The sequence below is a fragment of the Microbacterium sp. B35-04 genome (genome assembly GCF_010634885.1).
GTDB lineage: Bacteria > Actinomycetota > Actinomycetes > Actinomycetales > Microbacteriaceae > Microbacterium.
On the sequence record NZ_MWLP01000014.1, the window covers coordinates 73,238 to 90,606 of the forward strand.

General features: G+C 70.9%; 15 protein-coding genes and 1 pseudogene. 11 read left to right on the plus strand and 5 right to left on the minus strand.

Annotated elements, in window-relative coordinates; translation table 11 throughout:
- Positions 1-561: pseudogene (locus tag B1729_RS20930) on the plus strand (NYN domain-containing protein); the annotation flags it as partial.
- 453 nt (positions 562-1,014) lie between these two features.
- Positions 1,015-1,272, plus strand: a complete 258-nt coding sequence (locus B1729_RS20935) for an OST-HTH/LOTUS domain-containing protein (RefSeq protein WP_345770802.1) — start codon at positions 1,015-1,017, stop codon at positions 1,270-1,272.
- Positions 1,273-1,313: 41 nt separating this feature from the next.
- On the opposite strand, the gene B1729_RS04465 is transcribed toward B1729_RS20935, so the two are convergent.
- On the minus strand, positions 1,314-2,141 hold the full coding sequence (locus B1729_RS04465) for an alpha/beta hydrolase (RefSeq protein ID WP_163618599.1): 828 nt from the start codon (positions 2,139-2,141) through the stop codon (positions 1,314-1,316).
- Position 2,142: 1 nt separating this feature from the next.
- On the minus strand, positions 2,143-3,528 hold the full coding sequence (locus B1729_RS04470) for an FAD-linked oxidase C-terminal domain-containing protein (protein WP_163618598.1): 1,386 nt from the start codon (positions 3,526-3,528) through the stop codon (positions 2,143-2,145).
- Between the two features lie 121 nt (positions 3,529-3,649).
- On the opposite strand from B1729_RS04470, the gene B1729_RS04475 reads away from it, so the two are divergent.
- The 7 genes from B1729_RS04475 (at position 3,650) to B1729_RS04505 (ending at position 11,742) form a co-directional block, all read left to right on the plus strand.
- Positions 3,650-4,852: an ROK family transcriptional regulator gene (locus B1729_RS04475; RefSeq protein WP_204260110.1), complete on the plus strand. Its 1,203-nt coding sequence runs from the start codon at positions 3,650-3,652 to the stop codon at positions 4,850-4,852.
- Between the two features lie 9 nt (positions 4,853-4,861).
- A complete protein-coding gene (locus tag B1729_RS04480) occupies positions 4,862-5,959 on the plus strand; it encodes a substrate-binding domain-containing protein (RefSeq protein ID WP_163618597.1) in 1,098 nt (365 codons plus the stop codon).
- 69 nt (positions 5,960-6,028) lie between these two features.
- Entirely contained in the window at positions 6,029-6,964 is a 936-nt protein-coding gene (locus B1729_RS04485; protein ID WP_239525999.1) for an ATP-binding cassette domain-containing protein, read from the plus strand.
- Complete coding sequence (locus B1729_RS04490; RefSeq protein ID WP_163618595.1) at positions 6,961-8,205, plus strand: sugar ABC transporter permease; 1,245 nt, start codon at positions 6,961-6,963, stop codon at positions 8,203-8,205. The genes B1729_RS04485 and B1729_RS04490 overlap by 4 nt, the downstream gene beginning before the upstream one ends.
- A 297-nt stretch (positions 8,206-8,502) precedes the next feature.
- Positions 8,503-9,582: a substrate-binding domain-containing protein gene (locus tag B1729_RS04495; RefSeq protein ID WP_163618594.1), complete on the plus strand. Its 1,080-nt coding sequence runs from the start codon at positions 8,503-8,505 to the stop codon at positions 9,580-9,582.
- 82 nt (positions 9,583-9,664) lie between these two features.
- Positions 9,665-10,474 (plus strand): ATP-binding cassette domain-containing protein, encoded by an 810-nt coding sequence (locus tag B1729_RS04500; RefSeq protein WP_163618593.1) that lies wholly within the window; start codon positions 9,665-9,667, stop codon positions 10,472-10,474.
- Positions 10,471-11,742 (plus strand): ABC transporter permease, encoded by a 1,272-nt coding sequence (locus tag B1729_RS04505; protein WP_163618592.1) that lies wholly within the window; start codon positions 10,471-10,473, stop codon positions 11,740-11,742. Before B1729_RS04500 ends, B1729_RS04505 begins: the two co-directional genes overlap by 4 nt.
- A 72-nt stretch (positions 11,743-11,814) precedes the next feature.
- Here the strand turns inward: B1729_RS04505 and B1729_RS04510 are convergent, their stop codons facing one another.
- The 3 genes from B1729_RS04510 to B1729_RS04520 form a co-directional block, all read right to left on the minus strand.
- Positions 11,815-12,549: an NAD-dependent deacylase gene (locus B1729_RS04510; protein ID WP_163618591.1), complete on the minus strand. Its 735-nt coding sequence runs from the start codon at positions 12,547-12,549 to the stop codon at positions 11,815-11,817.
- Positions 12,546-13,166, minus strand: a complete 621-nt coding sequence (locus B1729_RS04515; protein WP_163618590.1) for a hypothetical protein — start codon at positions 13,164-13,166, stop codon at positions 12,546-12,548. The genes B1729_RS04510 and B1729_RS04515 overlap by 4 nt, the downstream gene beginning before the upstream one ends.
- Positions 13,167-13,263: 97 nt before the next feature.
- Entirely contained in the window at positions 13,264-14,796 is a 1,533-nt protein-coding gene (locus B1729_RS04520) for a CitMHS family transporter (protein ID WP_163618589.1), read from the minus strand.
- Positions 14,797-15,052: 256 nt separating this feature from the next.
- Here B1729_RS04520 and B1729_RS04525 point away from each other — a divergent pair, with 256 nt between their 5' ends.
- Positions 15,053-16,702 carry a sensor histidine kinase gene (locus B1729_RS04525; RefSeq protein WP_204260109.1) on the plus strand — a complete coding sequence of 550 codons (1,650 nt, stop codon included), beginning with the start codon at positions 15,053-15,055 and terminating at the stop codon, positions 16,700-16,702.
- Entirely contained in the window at positions 16,699-17,355 is a 657-nt protein-coding gene (locus tag B1729_RS04530; RefSeq protein WP_163618588.1) for a response regulator, read from the plus strand. Before B1729_RS04525 ends, B1729_RS04530 begins: the two co-directional genes overlap by 4 nt.
- Positions 17,356-17,369 lie beyond the last annotated feature (14 nt).

Sequence of the window (17,369 nt, forward strand, 5' to 3'; positions counted from 1 at the left end):
ATGCCCGATCTGCAGAATCCCCGCGTCGCGGTGTACCTCGACTTCGACAACATCGTGATGTCCTGGTACGACCGCGTGCACGGCCGCAACTCGTACTCGCGCGACCGCCAGCGCATCGCCGAGAACCCGGCCGATCCCGAGATCGCCGACCGGCTCTCGGCGGCGACGATCGACGTCGGCGCGATCATCGACTTCGCGGCATCCTTCGGCACGCTGGTCCTCACCCGTGCGTACGCCGACTGGTCGGCTCCCGTCAACGCGATCTATCGCTCGCAGCTCGTCGCCCGTGCTGTGGATCTGGTGCAGCTCTTCCCCGCCGCGGCATACGCCAAGAACGGCGCCGACATCCGCCTCGCCGTGGATGCCGTCGAAGACATGTTCCGCCTGCCCGACCTCACGCACGTCGTCATCGTCGCCGGTGACTCGGACTACGTCCCGCTCGCCCAGCGATGCAAGCGCCTCGGCCGCTACGTGGTGGGTGTCGGCGTGGCCGGGTCGACGGCGAAGTCGCTGGCCGCCGCCTGCGACGAGTTCGAGGCGTACGACTCGCTGCCCGGCGTCCCGCGCTTCTCGCGTGAGCCCGCGAAGGCGGTGAAGGCCCCCGACAGAGCGCCGGAGAAGGCGCCGGCGAAGGCGAAGGCCGCTTCTTCGAGTCGTGCGACGAAGGCGAAGGAGAATGGCGGCGCAGCAGCCACCGCGGCGCCGCGCTCGGGAGGCCGTCGAGGGACGGCGAAGACGGCAGTGACGGATGCCGCGGCTCAGGAAGCCGTCACGCCCGAGGCCGTCACGCCCGAGGCCGTCACGCCCGAGGCCGTCACGTCCGACGCGGTTGCAGACGACGCCGCCGAGGCGGCCCCGACCCGGTCGGCGCCCGAGATCGAGGCCGCGCTCAACGAGGCGCTGGAGACCGCGGCGCCGCCTAAGCGCACGAATCGTCGTGCCTCGTCCAAGACGGTCGCTGCGCGCGCCGAGGCCGCGGCTCCCGAGGCGCCGGAGCCCGTGGAGCCGCAGCCCGTGGAGGAGCCGGCAGAGGATCCGCAGGAGACGGCGACCCGGCTGCTCGAGCGCGCGCTGCGGCTCGGCCACGACAAGAACGACGACTCCGAGTGGCTCCACAGCTCGGCGGTCAAGACGCACATGCGACGCATGGACCCGTCGTTCAGCGAGAAGGCGCTGGGCTATCGCTCGTTCAACGACTTCGTGAAGGCGCGCGAGTCGATCGCCGAGCTCGAGGAGACGGGGCACGAGCGACTGGTGCGGCTGCGCGAGTAGCGGTTCCGCCGCCCGCCGCCCGCCGCCCGGGGGCGGGCACGTCAGCCGATGCGGGCGAGGAAGTCGAGCAGCCCGGCGTTGAACGCCGCCGGCTGCTCGATGTTCGCCGCATGGCCGTCGTGCGCGATGACCGCCGACTCGCCCCGCGGTGCGAGCGCAGCGGCGGCCGCCGCGTGCGAGCTCGGCCAGAACTCGCTCTCGGCGCCCGCGACGAAGAGCACCGGCAGCGGCGTCGCCGCGATCACCGGCCGCCAGTCGGCCTTGGCGTGGTCGTTGAGGAGCGCGAGCTCGCCGGGGCTCAGCGCGCGCTCGGCGCCCTTCATGGCTCGCAGCAGGCGCACCAGCCGCATGCCGCGCCGGAGCATCGGGGTGCCGTGCCCGGTCTCGGGAATGCCCGTGGCGAAGTACGTGTCCACGTTCTCCGGGGTGTAGCCGTAGAAGCCGTGCGACCAGTCGGCGGTGTTGAGCATCTTCGGCGTCTGATCGACCGACACGACCGCGGCGACGCGCTCCGCGCCTTCCTGGCCGAGGTACGACCAGATGGTGTTCGCTCCCATCGAGCCGCCCACCAGGACGGCGTCGCGTAGGTCGAGCGCCGCGAGCACGTCGCGGACGTCGCTCCCCCGACGAGCCATGTCGACGCCCGACGCCGGTCGCTCGGCGGCGCCGTGGCCGCGGACGTCGACGGACAGCACCCGATAGCCCGCGCGCGCCAGCGCCGGCACCTGGTACCGCCAAGTGGTGGCGGCGGCCTTGAACCCGGCCAGCAGCACGATCGGCCTGCCGGTGGGATCTCCCGCCTCGTCGACGTGCAGCCGCACCCCGTCATCCGCGTGGATCACGGAGTCGTCGGCGTGGATCGAGGGCATCTCAGTCTCCGTTCGGAAAGGCCTTGCCGGGGTTGAGCATCCCGGCCGGGTCGAGGGCGTGCTTGATCGAGCGGTGCAGTCCTCGCACCACCGGGCTGAGCTCCGCCGCCGCGCCGCCCAGCTTGAGGAGGCCCACGCCGTGCTCACCGGTGACGGTTCCGCCGAGGGCGCGGCAGTCGTCGACGATGCGGTCGAACGCCGCCTTCGCACGCGACTTCGCATCGTCGTCACCCTCCGGCGCGATGATCAGCGGATGCAGGTTGCCGTCGCCCGCGTGCGCGATGTTGGCGATCACGACACCCGCGTCGGCCGCTGCCGCCTCGATCCGCGCGAGCATCTCGGGAACGGCGCCGCGCGGAACGCAGACGTCCTCGGTCAGCACCGGGCCCAGCCGCTCCAGTGCGGGGTACGCGAGGCGCCGGGCCGCGAAGAGCCGGTCGATGTCGGCGGGCTCCACCGCCCGTTCGACGCGGTCGCCGCCTTCCGTGCGGAAGTGCGCCTCGATCGCGGCGGCGAGCTCCTCGCCGCGCGCACCGGGCTCGTCCACCTTGGCCAGCAGCAGCGCGTTCGCGTCCTCCGGCAGGTCCCAGCCCTGCCATTGCGCCACGGCGTGCAGGCAGGTGCGGTCGATCAGCTCGAGCGCCGACGGCACGATGCCCGCCTCGGACACGGCGGCGACCGCGCGTCCGGCATCCGTCAGCGTCCGGAAATAGCCGACGACCGCGCGTTCCTCGCGGCCGCCGAGCGGTCGCAGCTTCACCGTGACGTCGACGATGATGCCCAGCGTGCCCTCGGAGCCGACGAACAGGCCGGTCAGGTCGTACCCCGTGACGCCCTTGGCGGTCGTGCGGCCGAGCTTCGCGATGCTGCCGTCGGCGAGCACCACCGTCATACCGATGACATAGTCGCGGGTCACCCCGTATTTCACGCAGCAGATGCCGCCGGCGTTGGTCGCCACGTTCCCGCCGATGGTCGAGATCGCCTGGCTCGCCGGGTCGGGCGGGTACCAGAGCCCGTGCGCGGCGACGTGGCGGCGCAGGTCGTCGTTCAGCACCCCCGCCTCCACGACGGCGTAGCGTTCGGCGGCGTCGACCTCGACGATCCTCGTCATCCGCTCGAGCGAGAGGACGAGGCATCCGCTCGTCGCGTTCGCGCCTCCTGAGAGACCGGTGCCCGCGCCGCGCGGCACGATCGCGACCCCGTGCGCCGCCGCGATGCGGACGGTCGCGACGACATCGTCGATGCGCGATGCGAAGACGACGGCGGCGGGCAGCCCGAACTCGGCCCACTCCGCGTCGTCGTGACTCAGCCGCTCGAGCGTCTCGGCGTCGGTGGCGACGGTGTGCGGCGGCAGTGCGGCGCGGAGCGCCTCGGCGACGGAGTGCATGGCGTACCGATGCTAGTCCGTGCGGCCCCACGGGGATCGTCTCTGCACCGCGAACCCATGGCCGACCTGGGAAATCGCCACGCCCGGTCCACGATCGAGGGGGTGGGCTACAGTGTGACCTGTGGCACGCCGTAATGCCCCGCCGGGCTCGCAGACCTCGCTGCGCGAGGCCAATCGCGCGCGCGTCGTCGAGTCGCTCAAGCGCCACGGCCGCCTCACCCAGATCGAGCTCGCCGGCAGCACCGGTCTCTCTCCCGCCACGGTGTCGAACATCGTCAAAGAGCTGACGGCCTCGGGACTGCTCCACACGTCGTTCACCACGAGCAGCGGTCGCCGCGCCACCCTCGTGTCGCTCGCGCGGCGGCTGGGTCTCGTCGCCGGCGTCCACTACAGCTCGCGGCAGCTGCACATCGCGATCGCCGACACCGCGCGCACCATCGTCACGCAGTCCTCGCTCCCGCTCCCCCTGGATCACCGCCACGACTCCGAGCTCGACCGCCTCGCGCTGCTGCTCGGCGACATGATGGAGTCGCTCGGCGGGTCGCTGGCGGACCTCCTCGCCGTCGGGCTGGCACTGCCCGCGCCGATCGATCCGCGCACCGGCATGGTGTCGACCCCCGGCCTGCTGCGCGGCTGGGAGGGCGTCGACGTCGCCGAGAGCCTCTCGGTGCGCATCGGCCGGCCGGTGCACGTCGACAGCGAGGCGAACCTCGGCGGACTCGCCGAGGCGCGCGAGGGCAACGGCCGCGCCGCCGCATCCTCCGTGTTCATCCGCGTCGGCCACACCATCAGCGCCGGACTCGTGGTCGGCGGGGACCTGTTCCGCGGCGTCAACGGCAAGGCGGGCCAGATCGGCCACGTCACGCTCGACGAGAACGGGCCGATCTGCCGCTGCAGCAACCGCGGGTGCCTCGAGACCTACGCGGGCGGACCGGCGCTGCTGTCGCTGTTCCCGCCGAGCGAGGGCATGCACCGCCTCGGCGACCTGCTCCACGCCGCGGAGGCCGGGGACGGCGCCGCACGCCGCGTCATCGCCGATGCGGGACGCCACATCGGCATCGCCGCGGCGAGCCTCTGCAATCTCTTCGATCCCGAGGTCATCGTCGTCGGCGGCGAACTGGGGCTGGCGGGCGAGATCCTGATGGCGCCGATGCGGCACTCGCTCGAGCGCACCGCACTGCCGTCGGCAGGCGGCCTGCCCGAGATCGTGGGCGCCTCCTTCGGCGAGTGGGCCGAGACGCGCGGGGCGATCGCCATCGCGCTCGACCATGTGACGGTCAGCGCTCAGCTCCCGACGGCAACCTCGCTTCCCATCACCGCATAGGCTCGTCCGATGTCCCGCATCCGACACGATCGGCCGTGGCGGCGCCCGGGCGGGCGCCGCACCGCGGTGGCCGCCGCCGTCGTGCTCGTCGCGGCGGCGCTGCTCTCGGCCTGCACCGGGACACCCACCGAGAACGACCCGCCCAGCGATGACACCATCGCGCTCCTCCTGCCCGATGCGAAGACGGCACGCTACGAGACGTTCGACAGGCCGCTGTTCGAAGCCCGCGTGGCCGAGCTCGGGGACTACGACGTCCTGTACGCCAACGCCGATCAGGACGCCGCGAAGCAGCAGCAGCAGGCGGAGTCCGCCCTCACCTCCGGCGCGGGCGTGCTCGTCCTCGATCCGGTGGATGCCAACGCCGCCGTCAGCATCGTGAGCACCGCCAACGCCAAGGGCGTGCCGGTCATCTCGTACGACCGCCTGATCGCCGGGGGCGACCTGGCGTACTACATCTCCTTCGACAACGAGAAGGTCGGCGTGCTGCAGGCGCAGGCATTCGTCGACGCGATGCGCGCGACGGACGACGGCAGCGGCATCCTGATGGTGAACGGCTCGCCGACCGACAGCAACGCGGCGCTGTTCAAGCAGGGCGCCCACAGCATCATCGACGACAGCGGCCTACGCGTGCTGGCCGAGTACGACACGCCGGGGTGGAGTCCCGAGAAGGCGCAGGAGTGGGTGTCGGGCCAGATCGCCCAGCACGGCGATGCGATCGCGGGGGTCTACGCCGCGAACGACGCCACCGCCGGCGGCGCGATCGCGGCGCTGCGGGTCGCGAACGTGGATCCGCTCCCGATCGTGACCGGACAGGATGCCGAGCTCTCGGCCATCCAGCGGATCCTCACCGGCGACCAGTACATGACGGTGTACAAGGCGATCAAGCCGCAGGCCGAGCTCGCCGCCGAGGTCGCCGTCAAGCTGCTGCACGGCGAGGAGGTCACCGCACCGCTGGAGATCGAGGGGACGCCGGCCACGCTGCTCGACCCCGTGGCGGTGACGATCGACGAGATCATGGACACCGTGGTCGCCGACGGGTTCTGGAGCGTCGACGACATCTGCACGCCGGCCTACGCCGATGCGTGCCAAGCTGCGGGCATCGGGTAGGGTCTCGACTCTGGCAGGGGTCGGCTGGGGCCGGAACGACGACGAGGACGAAGCGAGGACGAGGCGAGGATGTCGATGACGCACCCGCGGACGGGGCGGCCGCGCGAACGCGTGCTGACGATGCGCGGCATCGGCAAGCGGTTCGGCGCGGTCAAAGCGCTCACCGACGTGGACTTCTGGGTCAACGAGGGCGAGGTGGTCGCACTCGTCGGCGACAACGGCGCCGGCAAGTCCACCCTCGTCAAGGTGCTGGCCGGCGTGCACCCGCCCGACAGCGGATCGATCGAGTTCGACGGCGAAGAGGTGGGCATCGGCTCCCCCGCGGACGCCCAGCAGCTCGGGATCGAGACGATCTTCCAGGACCTCGCGCTGTGCGACAACCTCGACGTCGTCGCGAATCTGTGGCTCGGCCGCGAGCTCCGCGACGGCGCCACCCTCGACGAGGTCGACATGGAGCAGCGCACCTGGACGCTGCTGCGCGAGCTGTCGGCCAAGATCCCTTCCGTACGCGTCCCCGTCGCCTCCCTGTCGGGAGGTCAGCGCCAGACCGTCGCGATCGCCCGTTCGCTGATCGGCGAGCCTCGCGTCGTCATCCTCGACGAGCCGACGGCGGCGCTGGGCGTCGCGCAGACCGCCGAAGTGCTGAACCTCATCGAGCGCCTCCGGGAGCGCGGGCACGGCGTGATCCTCATCAGCCACAACATGGCGGACGTCATGGCCGTCGCCGATCGCGTGGTGGTGCTGCGCCTCGGCCGCAACAACGGCGTGTACAACGTCGCCGACGTGACGAGCGAGATCCTCATCGCCGCCATCACGGGGGCGGTCGACCACTCCGCGGCACCGCGGCGTACACCGGAGCGCGTGCCGGAGCGGTCGGATGCCGTAGCCACCGCTCCGCGTGATGAGGAACCGTCCGACGAGCAGACCGCCGGCGGCACGGTGATCCGCATGCCGCGCGCCGGCTCCCGCCGCACTCCCCGACCCCGCGGGGACGGGAGCCGATGAGCGCGCGCGGTGAGCGACTGACCGAGCCGACCGGCGACGAACGGCTCCTGAGCGGCAGCGGCATCCGTCTCGCTCTGGAAGGCTTCCTGACGCGCATCCGGGGCGGCGACCTCGGGGCTCTCCCCGTCGTGCTGGGGATCGCGGTGATCTGGACGGTGTTCCAGCTGCTGAACCCGGTCTTCCTCTCCAGCGAGAATCTCGTCAACCTCACGATGCAGTGCGCCGCCATCGGCACGATCGCACTCGGCGTCGTCCTGGTGCTGCTCGTCGGCGAGATCGACCTCTCGGTCGGCTCGGTCTCAGGGCTCGCCGCCGCGGTGCTCGCCGTGAGCTTCGTGCAGCTGCAGTGGAACCTCTTCCTGGCGCTGGCCGCCGCGATCGTCGTCGGCTGCCTCGTCGGGCTGCTCTACGGCTATCTCTTCACGCGCTTCGGGCTGCCGAGCTTCGTCATCACGCTGGCCGGTCTTCTCGGGTTCCTCGGACTGCAGCTGTGGGTGCTCGGCGAGACGGGCTCGATCGCCATCCCGTTCGACTCCTGGCTCGTGCAGTTCGCGCAGCAGATGTTCCTGCCCGCGTGGGCGTCCTACGTCGTGGCGGTGCTGGCGGCGGCCGCGTTCGCCTGGTCGCTCCTGCGCCGCGCGCGACGGCGGGCGGCGGCGAATCTGGTGAGTCAGAGCTACACCGAGATCGCGGTGCGCAGCGCCGTCCTGCTCGCCTTCCTCCTGGTGGCGACGTGGTACCTGAACATCTACCGCGGCGTCGGCGTGATGTTCCTGTTCTTCCTCGGTCTCATCGTCGCCATGAACTTCGTGCTGACCCGCACCCGCTGGGGACGGGCCGTGTACGCCGTCGGCGGATCGGTCGAGGCCGCCCGGCGTGCCGGCATCCGGGTCGACCGCATCTACCTCTCGGTGTTCGCGATGTGCTCCACGCTCGCCGCGGTGGGAGGCATCCTGGCGGCCGCACGGCTGGCATCGGCGAACCAGAGCTCGGGCACGGGGGATGTGAACCTCAACGCGATCGCGGCGGCCGTCATCGGCGGGACGAGCCTCTTCGGCGGGCGCGGATCGGCGTTCTCGGCGCTCGTCGGCGTCGTCGTGATCCAGTCGATCTCGTCGGGCCTGACCCTCATGAACCTCGACTCGTCGGTGCAGTTCATGGTCACCGGCGTGGTGCTCGTGCTCGCGGTGATCGTCGACTCGCTCTCCCGCCGCACACGCGCAGCCACCGGCCGCGCCTGAACCCAGTGCGGCGACGCACTGGGTTCACTTGGCGAACACTCGGCGAGGGGCACTCCGACGCTTGGCCAGCCCCGGTGCGCATTATGCATGCGCAAGGCGGGTCTCGCACACATTCTGCACGGTAAGCGCTCTCTTCGGCGCGAGCTTCTCGGCTGGCCCGTGGTCAAACCGCCGGCGTTGCCAAAGCGTTACGTTCAAGACTTGACGCCAAGAATGCCCGTCATCGATGATCGCATCAGCGCGAAGAAACCGGGGACGATCCTGGGGCTCGCTCGCTTCAATGACGAAAGGCGAATGATGAAGAAGTCTTCACTCCTCGCGGTGGCCGCCCTCACGGGCGCGGCCGCGGTGATGCTGGCCGGCTGCGCCGGCGGCAACGGCGACACCGGGGACGGCGGTGACGACGGCGGCGACGCCGCGAGCACGCGAGCGTGCGTCATCCTCCCCGACGCCGCCTCGTCGGCCCGCTGGGAGAACCTCGACCGCCGCTACCTCCAGGAAGGGCTCGAGGCCGCGGGCTTCGAGGCCGACATCCAGAACGCCCAGGACGACGTCGAGGCGTTCGCGACCATCGCGGACCAGCAGCTCACGCAGGGCTGCGGCGTCATGATGCTCGTCGACATCAACGGCGCTGCCGTCTCGGTTGCCGAGAGGGCGAAGGCCGAGGGCATCCCGGTCATCGCCTATGACCGCTCCTTCAAGGGCTCCGACTACTACGTCTCGTTCGACAACGTCGAGGTCGGGCGACTGCAGGGCCAGACGGTGCTGGACGGACTCGAGGCCGCGGGGAAGGACCCCGCCACCGCCACCGTCGTGTACATGGGCGGCGACCCGACCGACAACAACGCCGGGATGTTCAAGGAAGGCGCGGTGGAGGTCATGGAAGCGGCCGGGATCACTCCCGCCGCAGAGCCGCCGGGAGTCTGGGACGGCGCGCAGTCGCAGACCAACTTCGAGCAGGCGCTGACCAGCTTGAACGGCCAGGTCGACGGCGTCTGGGTGGCCAATGACACGAACGCCGCGGGCGTGATCAAGGTCCTTCAGGACAACAACCTGACCGGTGTCGCAGTGTCCGGGCAGGACGCCGATGTCGCCGGGCTGCAGAACGTCCTGCTCGGCTGGCAGACGGCGACCGTCTGGAAGCCGATCGAAGAGCTTGCCACCCAGGCTGTCGAGCTCGCGGTAGCGCTGCTGGAAGGCGAGACCCCTGAGGCGGACGCGGAGCTCGAGGACGGCACGCCGTTCTTCCAGTCGACGCCCATCCTCGTCGGCCCAGAAGAGGTCAAGGACGTCGTCGCGTCAGGACAGACGGCGTACGACGAGGTCTGCACCGCCGAGGTCCTGGCCGCCTGCGAACAGTACGGAGTGACCGAGTAAGTCCTGCAGTTCATCGCCACGGGGCGTCGCGTCTAAGGCGCGGCGCCCCGTCCGGCGACACGGCGCATCCCAAGGAGCGAGCATGTCAGAAACCCTCACGGCGACGGAGCCGATCATCCGGCTCGTCGGCGTCAAGAAGTCATTCGGTCCCGTCAGCGTCCTCAAGGGAGTGGACCTCCGCGTTCATCCAGGACGGGTCACCGCCCTGGTCGGCGACAACGGCGCCGGAAAGTCCACCCTCATCAAAGGCCTCGCGGGCGTCCAGCCGTACGATCAAGGCGAAGTGCTGATCGACGGCGTCCATCGGGACCTTCACGCGCCAAGAGATGCCTCGGCGCTCGGCATCGAGGTCGTCTACCAGGACCTCGCCCTGGCCGACAACCTCGATATCGTGCAGAACATGTTCCTCGGCCGCGAGGAGACGGCGTTCGGGACGTTCGACGAAGGGCGCATGGAGAAGGAGGCGTCCGACACCCTCCGATCGCTCTCAGTGCGCACGGTGAGATCGGTCCGACAAAAGGTGTCGAGCCTTTCCGGCGGCCAGCGGCAGACGGTTGCGATCGCGCGCGCGGTCCTGAAGAAGGCCCGAGTGGTCATCCTCGACGAGCCGACCGCCGCACTGGGCGTCGCCCAGACGGAGCAGGTGCTCAACCTCGTGAAGCGGCTCTCCGAGCAGGGCGTCGCCGTCATTCTCATCAGTCACAACCTCGCCGACGTCTTCGAGGTGGCCGACGACATCGCTGTGCTCTATCTCGGCCAGATGGTGGCGCAGATCGACACGAAGGACACCAACCGCGACGACGTCGTGGGGTACATCACCGGCACCAAGACGCTCGGCGGAGTCCAGATCATGAGCACCGAGACGATTCGCACCGAAGGGGGCGCGGAATGAGCACCAACGCGACACGCACCGAAGCTGCACCCGATCCGGTGGCGAGCGACCTCATCGGGAGCGGTGTCGAAGGCGGCCTGCGCGAGCAGGCGCAGGCATGGTGGCAGCGCGTTCGCGCAGGCGACATGGGAGCCCTCCCCGCCATCGGCGGCCTCATCGTCCTCGGCATCCTCTTCTCACTGCTGAGCGACTTCTTCCTCACCGAGCGCAACTTCGCCAATCTGCTCAACCAGGCCGCAACACTCGTCGTGCTCGGGATGGCGCTGGTCTTCGTGCTGCTGCTCGGCGAGATCGACCTTTCCGCCGGCGTCACGGGCGGGGTCGGAATGGCCCTGTTCGTGGTTCTCAACACGGTGTGGGGTTTCCCCTGGCCGCTGGCGCTCCTCGTCGGGTTCGGGTTCGGCTTCCTGACCGGTGCGCTGATAGGTTTCTTCGTCGCCAGGATCGGCATCCCGTCATTCGTCGTGACGCTGGGTCTCTTCCTGGGGTTCCAGGGTCTGGCGCTGACCGTCATCGGAGCGGGAGGGCTCTACCGCATCGAGGTTCCCGAGCTCATCGCGCTGCAGCGTGCGAACCTGCCGACGTGGGGCGGCTGGGTGCTGTTGGCGGTGATCCTCGCAATCTCGGCGGCGACATCGTTCTGGGATCGCGCTCGGCGCCGTCGCGCCGGCGTGCCCAACCGCACGGTCTCGCTCGTGTTCATCAAGCTCGCGGTGATCGCGGTCCTCGGCGGAGCGGTTGTGTACGTGCTCAATCGGGACCGGGGTCAGTCGGTCGTAGAGGTCTCGGGGGTTCCCCTCGTCGTCCCGATCGTCCTGGCGATCCTCTGGGTCGGCACCTTCGTGCTGGACCGCACGAAATTCGGTCGCTACATATACGCGATCGGTGGGAATGCGGAGGCGGCCCGACGATCGGGCATAAAGGTCCGCTGGATCAAGTGGTGGGCTTTCGTGATCTGCTCGAGCCTGGCGGTGGCCTCAGCCCTCCTCAGCGTGTCGCGGGTCGGCTCGGTGGATGCCACCGTCGGCCGTGACATCGTGCTCTCGGGCGTGGCCGCGGCCGTCGTCGGCGGCGTGAGCCTCTTCGGCGGGAAGGGGCGCCTGATGCACGCCGCGATCGGTGCGCTCGTGATCGCGACGATCACCAACGGCCTCGGCCTGCTGAACCTCCCTGCAGGCATCAACCTGCTCGTCACAGGCGGCGTCCTCATCCTTGCCGCAACGGTGGATGCGCTGTCGCGTGTGCGATCGGGCGGCGGCAGAACGTAGATCCATCGGGCAACGCGGAGGCGCCGGGCGGAGGACCGCTCGGCGCCTTCGTCGTCCGCCTCCGTGGCGACCTCAGGACTCAACGATCCGATCGCGCTGTGCCGCGATCACCTCGTCGACCCATGCCGGCACGAGCTCGGTCGCACGACCGGCGCGCGCCTCGTCGAACGGCACCGCGTCCTCGAAGAGCAGCAGGGTGTCGCGCGGCTCGAGGTTGAGCTCGGTCGTCCGCGCGCCGAAGGCCGCCGCGAGCGCGACGTACCCCGCGGCGGGATAGACCGCCCCGGACGTGCCGATGGAGACGAACTCATCGCACGCCACCACCGCGTTCTCGATGCGCTCGAGCTCGTACGGCATCTCGCCGAACCAGACCACGTCGGGGCGCAGCATCCGCTCTCCGCACTCGGGGCAGGGCGGGCGATCGATGAGGTCGCCGTCCCACTCGGGCCGTGAGCCGCACGCGCCGCACAGCGCCCGGCGCAGCTCGCCGTGCATGTGCACGAGGCGGCGGCTGCCGGCGCGCTCGTGCAGGTCGTCGACGTTCTGCGTGACCACGAGCAAGTCGTCCCCGATCGCGCCTTCGAGCCGGGCGAGGGCGCGATGGGCGGCGTTGGGCGCCACGGCTCCGAGGGCACGGCGCCTCTCGTCGTAGAAGGCGAGCACGGTGTCGGGGTCGCGCTCGTAGGCCTCCGGCGTCGCGACGTCTTCGACGCGGTGCCCCTCCCACAGGCCGTCGGCGCCGCGGAAGGTGGGCACGCCGCTCTCGGCGGAGATGCCGGCCCCGGTGAGGACGACGATCCGCGTCATCGGACCGTTCCCGGCGCCACGTGCGACAGCACGCGCTCCCACACGTCGGCGAGGATCAGGCGAGAGGTGGGATCGGTGGTCTTCGGGACCATCTCGACGCGCGCAGACGGGAGCCGCTCGGCGAACCAGCGCGCCGCGCCGGCGGCGGCATCCGGGTCGTCCCGCCCGTTCATCAGCAGCGTCTTCGCGTCGATGCGCTGCAGCAGCTGTCCGAGCTCGTAGCCCCCGAGCTCGGACTCGGGACGCGGCACGGCCACGAGGGCGAGCCGGTCGACTCCGACGCCGACGAGGGCGGCGACCCTGACGGCCAGCTCCCCGGCGGCGGCCACGCCGACGATGCCGGCGGGGCGATCCTCACGCTCCTCGGTGACGAACTGCGCGATCCGCCGGGCGGTGGCCTCCGCGGGCGTCGTTCCGCGGTAGGCCACCGGGTCGTCGACGTCGTCGACAGTCAGTCCGATGGCCACGACGCGCGCGTCGCGTCGCATCGTGGCGTCGGGCAGCGGATCGGACAGCGCCGAGGCGCCTCCGCGGAGAAGGAAGACGGTGCGCTCTGCGCCGGGTGCCCCGAAGCTGCGGTGCTCGTAGGCGGCGTCGGGTGCAGCTGCTCTGGTCATGGCGAAAGCCTACGAGCCGCAGGAGCCGCCGGGGCAGTCACCGCGCGGCCGGCGCGCGCCGAGAATCAGGCGCGCGCCGGGAGCAGGCATCCCCCGCTCAGGCGATGAGCGGGATCGCACCCACCAGCACGCCGACGGCGAGCATCGCGAGCGACACGACGCAGGCCCGCCACAGCACCTTCTTGTGGTGATCGCCGAGGTTGACGCTCGCCAGCGAGACCAGCAGCAGGATGGCGGGCACGAGCGGGCTCTGCAGGTGCACCGGCTGGCCCGTGATCGAGGCGCGGGCCATCTCGACCGGCGCGATCCCGAAGTGCTCGGCGCTCTGCGCCAGCACGGGGAGGATGCCGTAGTAGAACGCATCGTTCGACATGAAGAACGTGAACGGGATCGACAGGATGCCGGTGATCACGGCCAGGAAGGGTCCGAGCGAGGCGGGGATCACAGTCGTGATCCAGGTCGCCATCGCATCGACCATGCCGGTGCCGTTCAGCACGCCGACCAGCACACCGGCCGCCAGCACCATCGAGACGACGCCGACGATGCTCGGCGCATGGGCGACGATCTCGTCGGCCTGGCTCTTGAGCTTCGGGAAGTTCACGAACAGCGCGATCGCGGCGCCGACCATGAAGACGTAGGCGAGCGGGAAGACGTCGAGCACCAGCAGCACCATCACCGCGAGGGTCAGTGCCAGGTTGAACCAGATGAGCTTCGGCCGCAGGGTGGCGCGGTTCGGGTCGAGCATCGTGTCAGCCATCGCGGTGTCTTCGCGGTCGACGACGGCCGTGGCGATGGGCAGGCTGCCCCGCCCGCCGGCGAGCGTCACGATGTTGCCGGTGCGCAGCGTCGCGCGGGCGCCCGGCTTCGTGTCGCTGCCGCGGAAGATGCGAGGTCCGGCGAGCACTCCCCCGCCGTCGAGGCGCGACTCGTCGATGCTGCCGATGCGCTTGCGCTCGGAGAGTCCGAGGAACCAGGCGAAGGCCAGGGAGATGACGATGCCGGCAGCGAGCGAGGGCAGCATCGGCACGAAGATGTCGGTGGGCTGCAGGCCCAGCGCGGTCGCCGCGCGCACCGTGGGGCCGCCCCACGGGACGATGTTCAGCGTGCCGTTCATGAGGCCTGCGACGCAGGTGAGCACGACGGGGCTCATGCCCAGGCGCAGGTAGATCGGCAGCATCGCGGAGGTCGTGATGATGAAGGTCGTCGACCCGTCGCCGTCGAGCGAGACCGCTCCGGCCAGCACCGCCGTGCCCAGCACGACCTTGGCGGGATCGTCGCCGAGCAGCCGCGTGATCGCGCGGATGAGCGGATCGAACAGTCCGACATCGATCATGATGCCGAAGTACATGATGGCGAACATCAGCAGCGCGGCGGTCGGCGCCATGCTGCCGATGGCGTCGAGGATCATGTCGCCGAGCCCGAGTCCGGCGCCGGCGAACAGCCCGAACACGGTCGGCACGAGGATGAGCGCGACCATCGGCGTCAGCCGGCGCGTCATGATGAGCGCCATGAAGACCAGCACCATCGTGAAGCCCAGCGCGACGAGCACGCCCTCGGACGGCACGAAGGCGGTGGCGTAGCCCTCGTCGGCCTCGGCGGCCTGGAACAGGATCGGAACTGCCGCGTTCATCTCGACTCCTTCGTCGTGTCGTGCGGGTGGTGGCGTCGCACCGGTCTCGGTGCGTTCCCGCGAGGCTAGGCGCGAGGCACGGCTCGTCGCGCGTTAAGTCGCATTCCCGCAGGTTGTGCGCGTAGCGTGTGTTCTGCGCATTGTGCTCACGTACGCGGAGACGGGTCCCCTCATCGGTCCCGGCCATTCGTCGGCCCGTCCCCACATCAGCCCGTCCACACATCAGCCCGTCCACACATCAGCCCAGGGAGGTGGGATGCGCTTCGCGACACGGCTGCTGCTGATGCAGCTGGCGACGGTGACCGCCGTCGTCGCCGTGTGCGCGCTCGTCTTCGGGTGGCTGGGCGTGCGCCAGCTCCGGGCGGAGTCCGAGGCCGCCGCCCTCAACATCGCCCGCACGGTCGCGGAGGATCCCGACGTGAAGTCGCTGGTCGCCGAGTTCTCCGCCGACCCGGGAACGCCGGATGCCGCGCAGCTGCGCACCGGCGCCCTCCAGCAGATCGCGGCCGACGTGGCAGATCGCACGGACGCGCTGTTCGTCGTCATCACCGACGATCACGGCATCCGTCTCGCCCACCCGACGGAGGAGCTTCTGGGCCAGGTCGTCTCGACGCCCTTCGCCGAGGTGCTCGAGGGCAACGAGGTCGTCGACTGGGAGGTGGGCACCCTCGGCGAATCCGCCCGTGCCAAGGTGCCGGTCTACCCGGAGGACGGCGGCGCGCCCGTGGGCGAGGTGAGTGTCGGATTCGAACGCGCGAGCGTCTTCGACGACCTCCCCGCACTCGTCGCCACCATCGCGATCGCCGCGGTCGGCGGGCTGGCGCTGGCCGCCGTGGCCACGCTGCTGCTTCGACGTCGGTTCGAGCGGCTCACCCTCGGGCTCCAGCCGGAAGAGCTCGTGACACTCGTGCAGAATCAGGCGGCGGTGCTCGAGGGGGTCGGCGACGGCGTCGTGGCGCTGGATCCCGACGGCGTCGTGCGGGTGTGCAATGAGGCCGCCGAACGGATGCTGGGGATCGACGCGGCGGCCGGGCGCCGCTTCGACGAGCTCCCATTGCCCGAGACCGTGCGCGACGCCGTGCGCGACGGGGCGTCGGGCGTCGAGGCCGTCGTCGGCGACCGGGTGCTGTACCTCGACACCCGGCCGGTGCAGCGGGACGCACGGGCGCTGGGCCAGATCGTGGTCGTGCGGGACCGCACCGACGTCGAGGCGCTCGCCGGCCGGCTCGAGACCGTGCGTGCCATGACCGAGGCGCTGCGGGTGCAGCGGCACGAGTTCGCCAATCGCCTGCACGTCGCGTCCGGCTTGATCGACGCGGAACGCGTCGACGAGGCGCGCGCGTTCCTCGGCGACCTGACCGAGCGCGGCGCCGTGGACTTCGGCGTCGCCGGGCTCGAGCGCGTGCCCGACGCGTTCCTGACGTCGCTGCTCGGCGCGACGGCCGCGACGGCGCGGGAGCGCGGCGTGACGGTCCGCGTCTCGGAGGACACCCTGCTGCTGAGCGAGGTGGCCGAGGCGGAGGACGTGGCGGCGGTGCTGGGCAACCTCGTCGGCAACGCCGTCACCGCGGCGGTCGGCGGCGCACAGCCCGGCTGGGTCGAGATCGCGCTGCTGGGCGACGGCGGCGAACTGGTGATCACGGTGGCCGACTCGGGTGGCGGCATCCAGCCGCCGGGAGCCGACCCCTTTGCACGCGCCACCACCCGAGACGCGGCGGCGAGCCGGAGCGACACCGTGCACGGGCACGGCTTCGGGCTTCCGCTCTCACGCGACCTCGCACGCCGCCGCGGCGGTGACGTGTGGCTGATCGACCCCGGCGGCCAGGGGTCCGGTGCCGTGTTCGGCGCTCGGCTGCCCGGCGCACTGCGCCCCGCCAGCGGGAACCCCGAGGAGAAGAGCGCATGAATCGTCCCATCCGGGTGCTGGTCGTCGACGACGACTTCCGCGTCGCCGGACTGCACCGTGACATCGTGGCGTCGCGGCCCGGATTCACCGCACTCGATGCCGTGCAGTCGCTCGGCGCCGCACGGCAGGCGGTGCGGGCGCACGCCCCCGATCTGCTGCTCGTCGACGCCTTCCTTCCCGACGGCGACGGCGTCGAGTTCGCCGCCGCGGCCGACATCGACGCGTTCGTGCTGTCGGCTGCCACCGATGCCGCCACGGTGCGCCGCGCCCTGCAGGCGGGGGCGCTCGCCTATCTGACGAAGCCCTTCGACGCCCGGGTGCTCGCCGAGCGGCTCGACCGCTATGCGCGGATGCGCAACCTGCTGGTCACCGACCGGCCGCTGGAGCAGGAGCAGATCGATCGCGCCCTCGCGATCATGCACGGCGGCGCGGAGCCCGCGACCGTCACCCGCTCGGCGACCGAGCAGCTGATCCTCGAGGGGCTCGGCGACGACGAGGCGTCCGCTGCGGAGATCGCCGACCGGGTCGGCATCTCGCGAGCGACCGCCCAGCGGCACCTCGCGGGGCTCGCCAGCCGCGGCCTGGTCGATGTGCGACTGCGCTATGGGACGACGGGCAGGCCCGAGCACCGGTACATCGCGGTCCGCCGCTGACGTCGGGGCGGCCC

Coding starts and splice junctions, on each gene's coding strand:
- B1729_RS04465 (WP_163618599.1), bottom strand. CDS start 2,141: ATGCCCTCGATCCACGCCGACGACTCCGTGATCCACGCGGATGACGGG.
- B1729_RS04470 (WP_163618598.1), bottom strand. CDS start 3,528: ATGCACTCCGTCGCCGAGGCGCTCCGCGCCGCACTGCCGCCGCACACC.
- B1729_RS04480 (WP_163618597.1), top strand. CDS start 4,862: ATGTCCCGCATCCGACACGATCGGCCGTGGCGGCGCCCGGGCGGGCGC.
- B1729_RS04485 (WP_239525999.1), top strand. CDS start 6,029: ATGTCGATGACGCACCCGCGGACGGGGCGGCCGCGCGAACGCGTGCTG.
- B1729_RS04490 (WP_163618595.1), top strand. CDS start 6,961: ATGAGCGCGCGCGGTGAGCGACTGACCGAGCCGACCGGCGACGAACGG.
- B1729_RS04495 (WP_163618594.1), top strand. CDS start 8,503: ATGAAGAAGTCTTCACTCCTCGCGGTGGCCGCCCTCACGGGCGCGGCC.
- B1729_RS04500 (WP_163618593.1), top strand. CDS start 9,665: ATGTCAGAAACCCTCACGGCGACGGAGCCGATCATCCGGCTCGTCGGC.
- B1729_RS04505 (WP_163618592.1), top strand. CDS start 10,471: ATGAGCACCAACGCGACACGCACCGAAGCTGCACCCGATCCGGTGGCG.
- B1729_RS04510 (WP_163618591.1), bottom strand. CDS start 12,549: ATGACGCGGATCGTCGTCCTCACCGGGGCCGGCATCTCCGCCGAGAGC.
- B1729_RS04515 (WP_163618590.1), bottom strand. CDS start 13,166: ATGACCAGAGCAGCTGCACCCGACGCCGCCTACGAGCACCGCAGCTTC.
- B1729_RS04520 (WP_163618589.1), bottom strand. CDS start 14,796: ATGAACGCGGCAGTTCCGATCCTGTTCCAGGCCGCCGAGGCCGACGAG.
- B1729_RS04525 (WP_204260109.1), top strand. CDS start 15,053: ATGCGCTTCGCGACACGGCTGCTGCTGATGCAGCTGGCGACGGTGACC.
- B1729_RS04530 (WP_163618588.1), top strand. CDS start 16,699: ATGAATCGTCCCATCCGGGTGCTGGTCGTCGACGACGACTTCCGCGTC.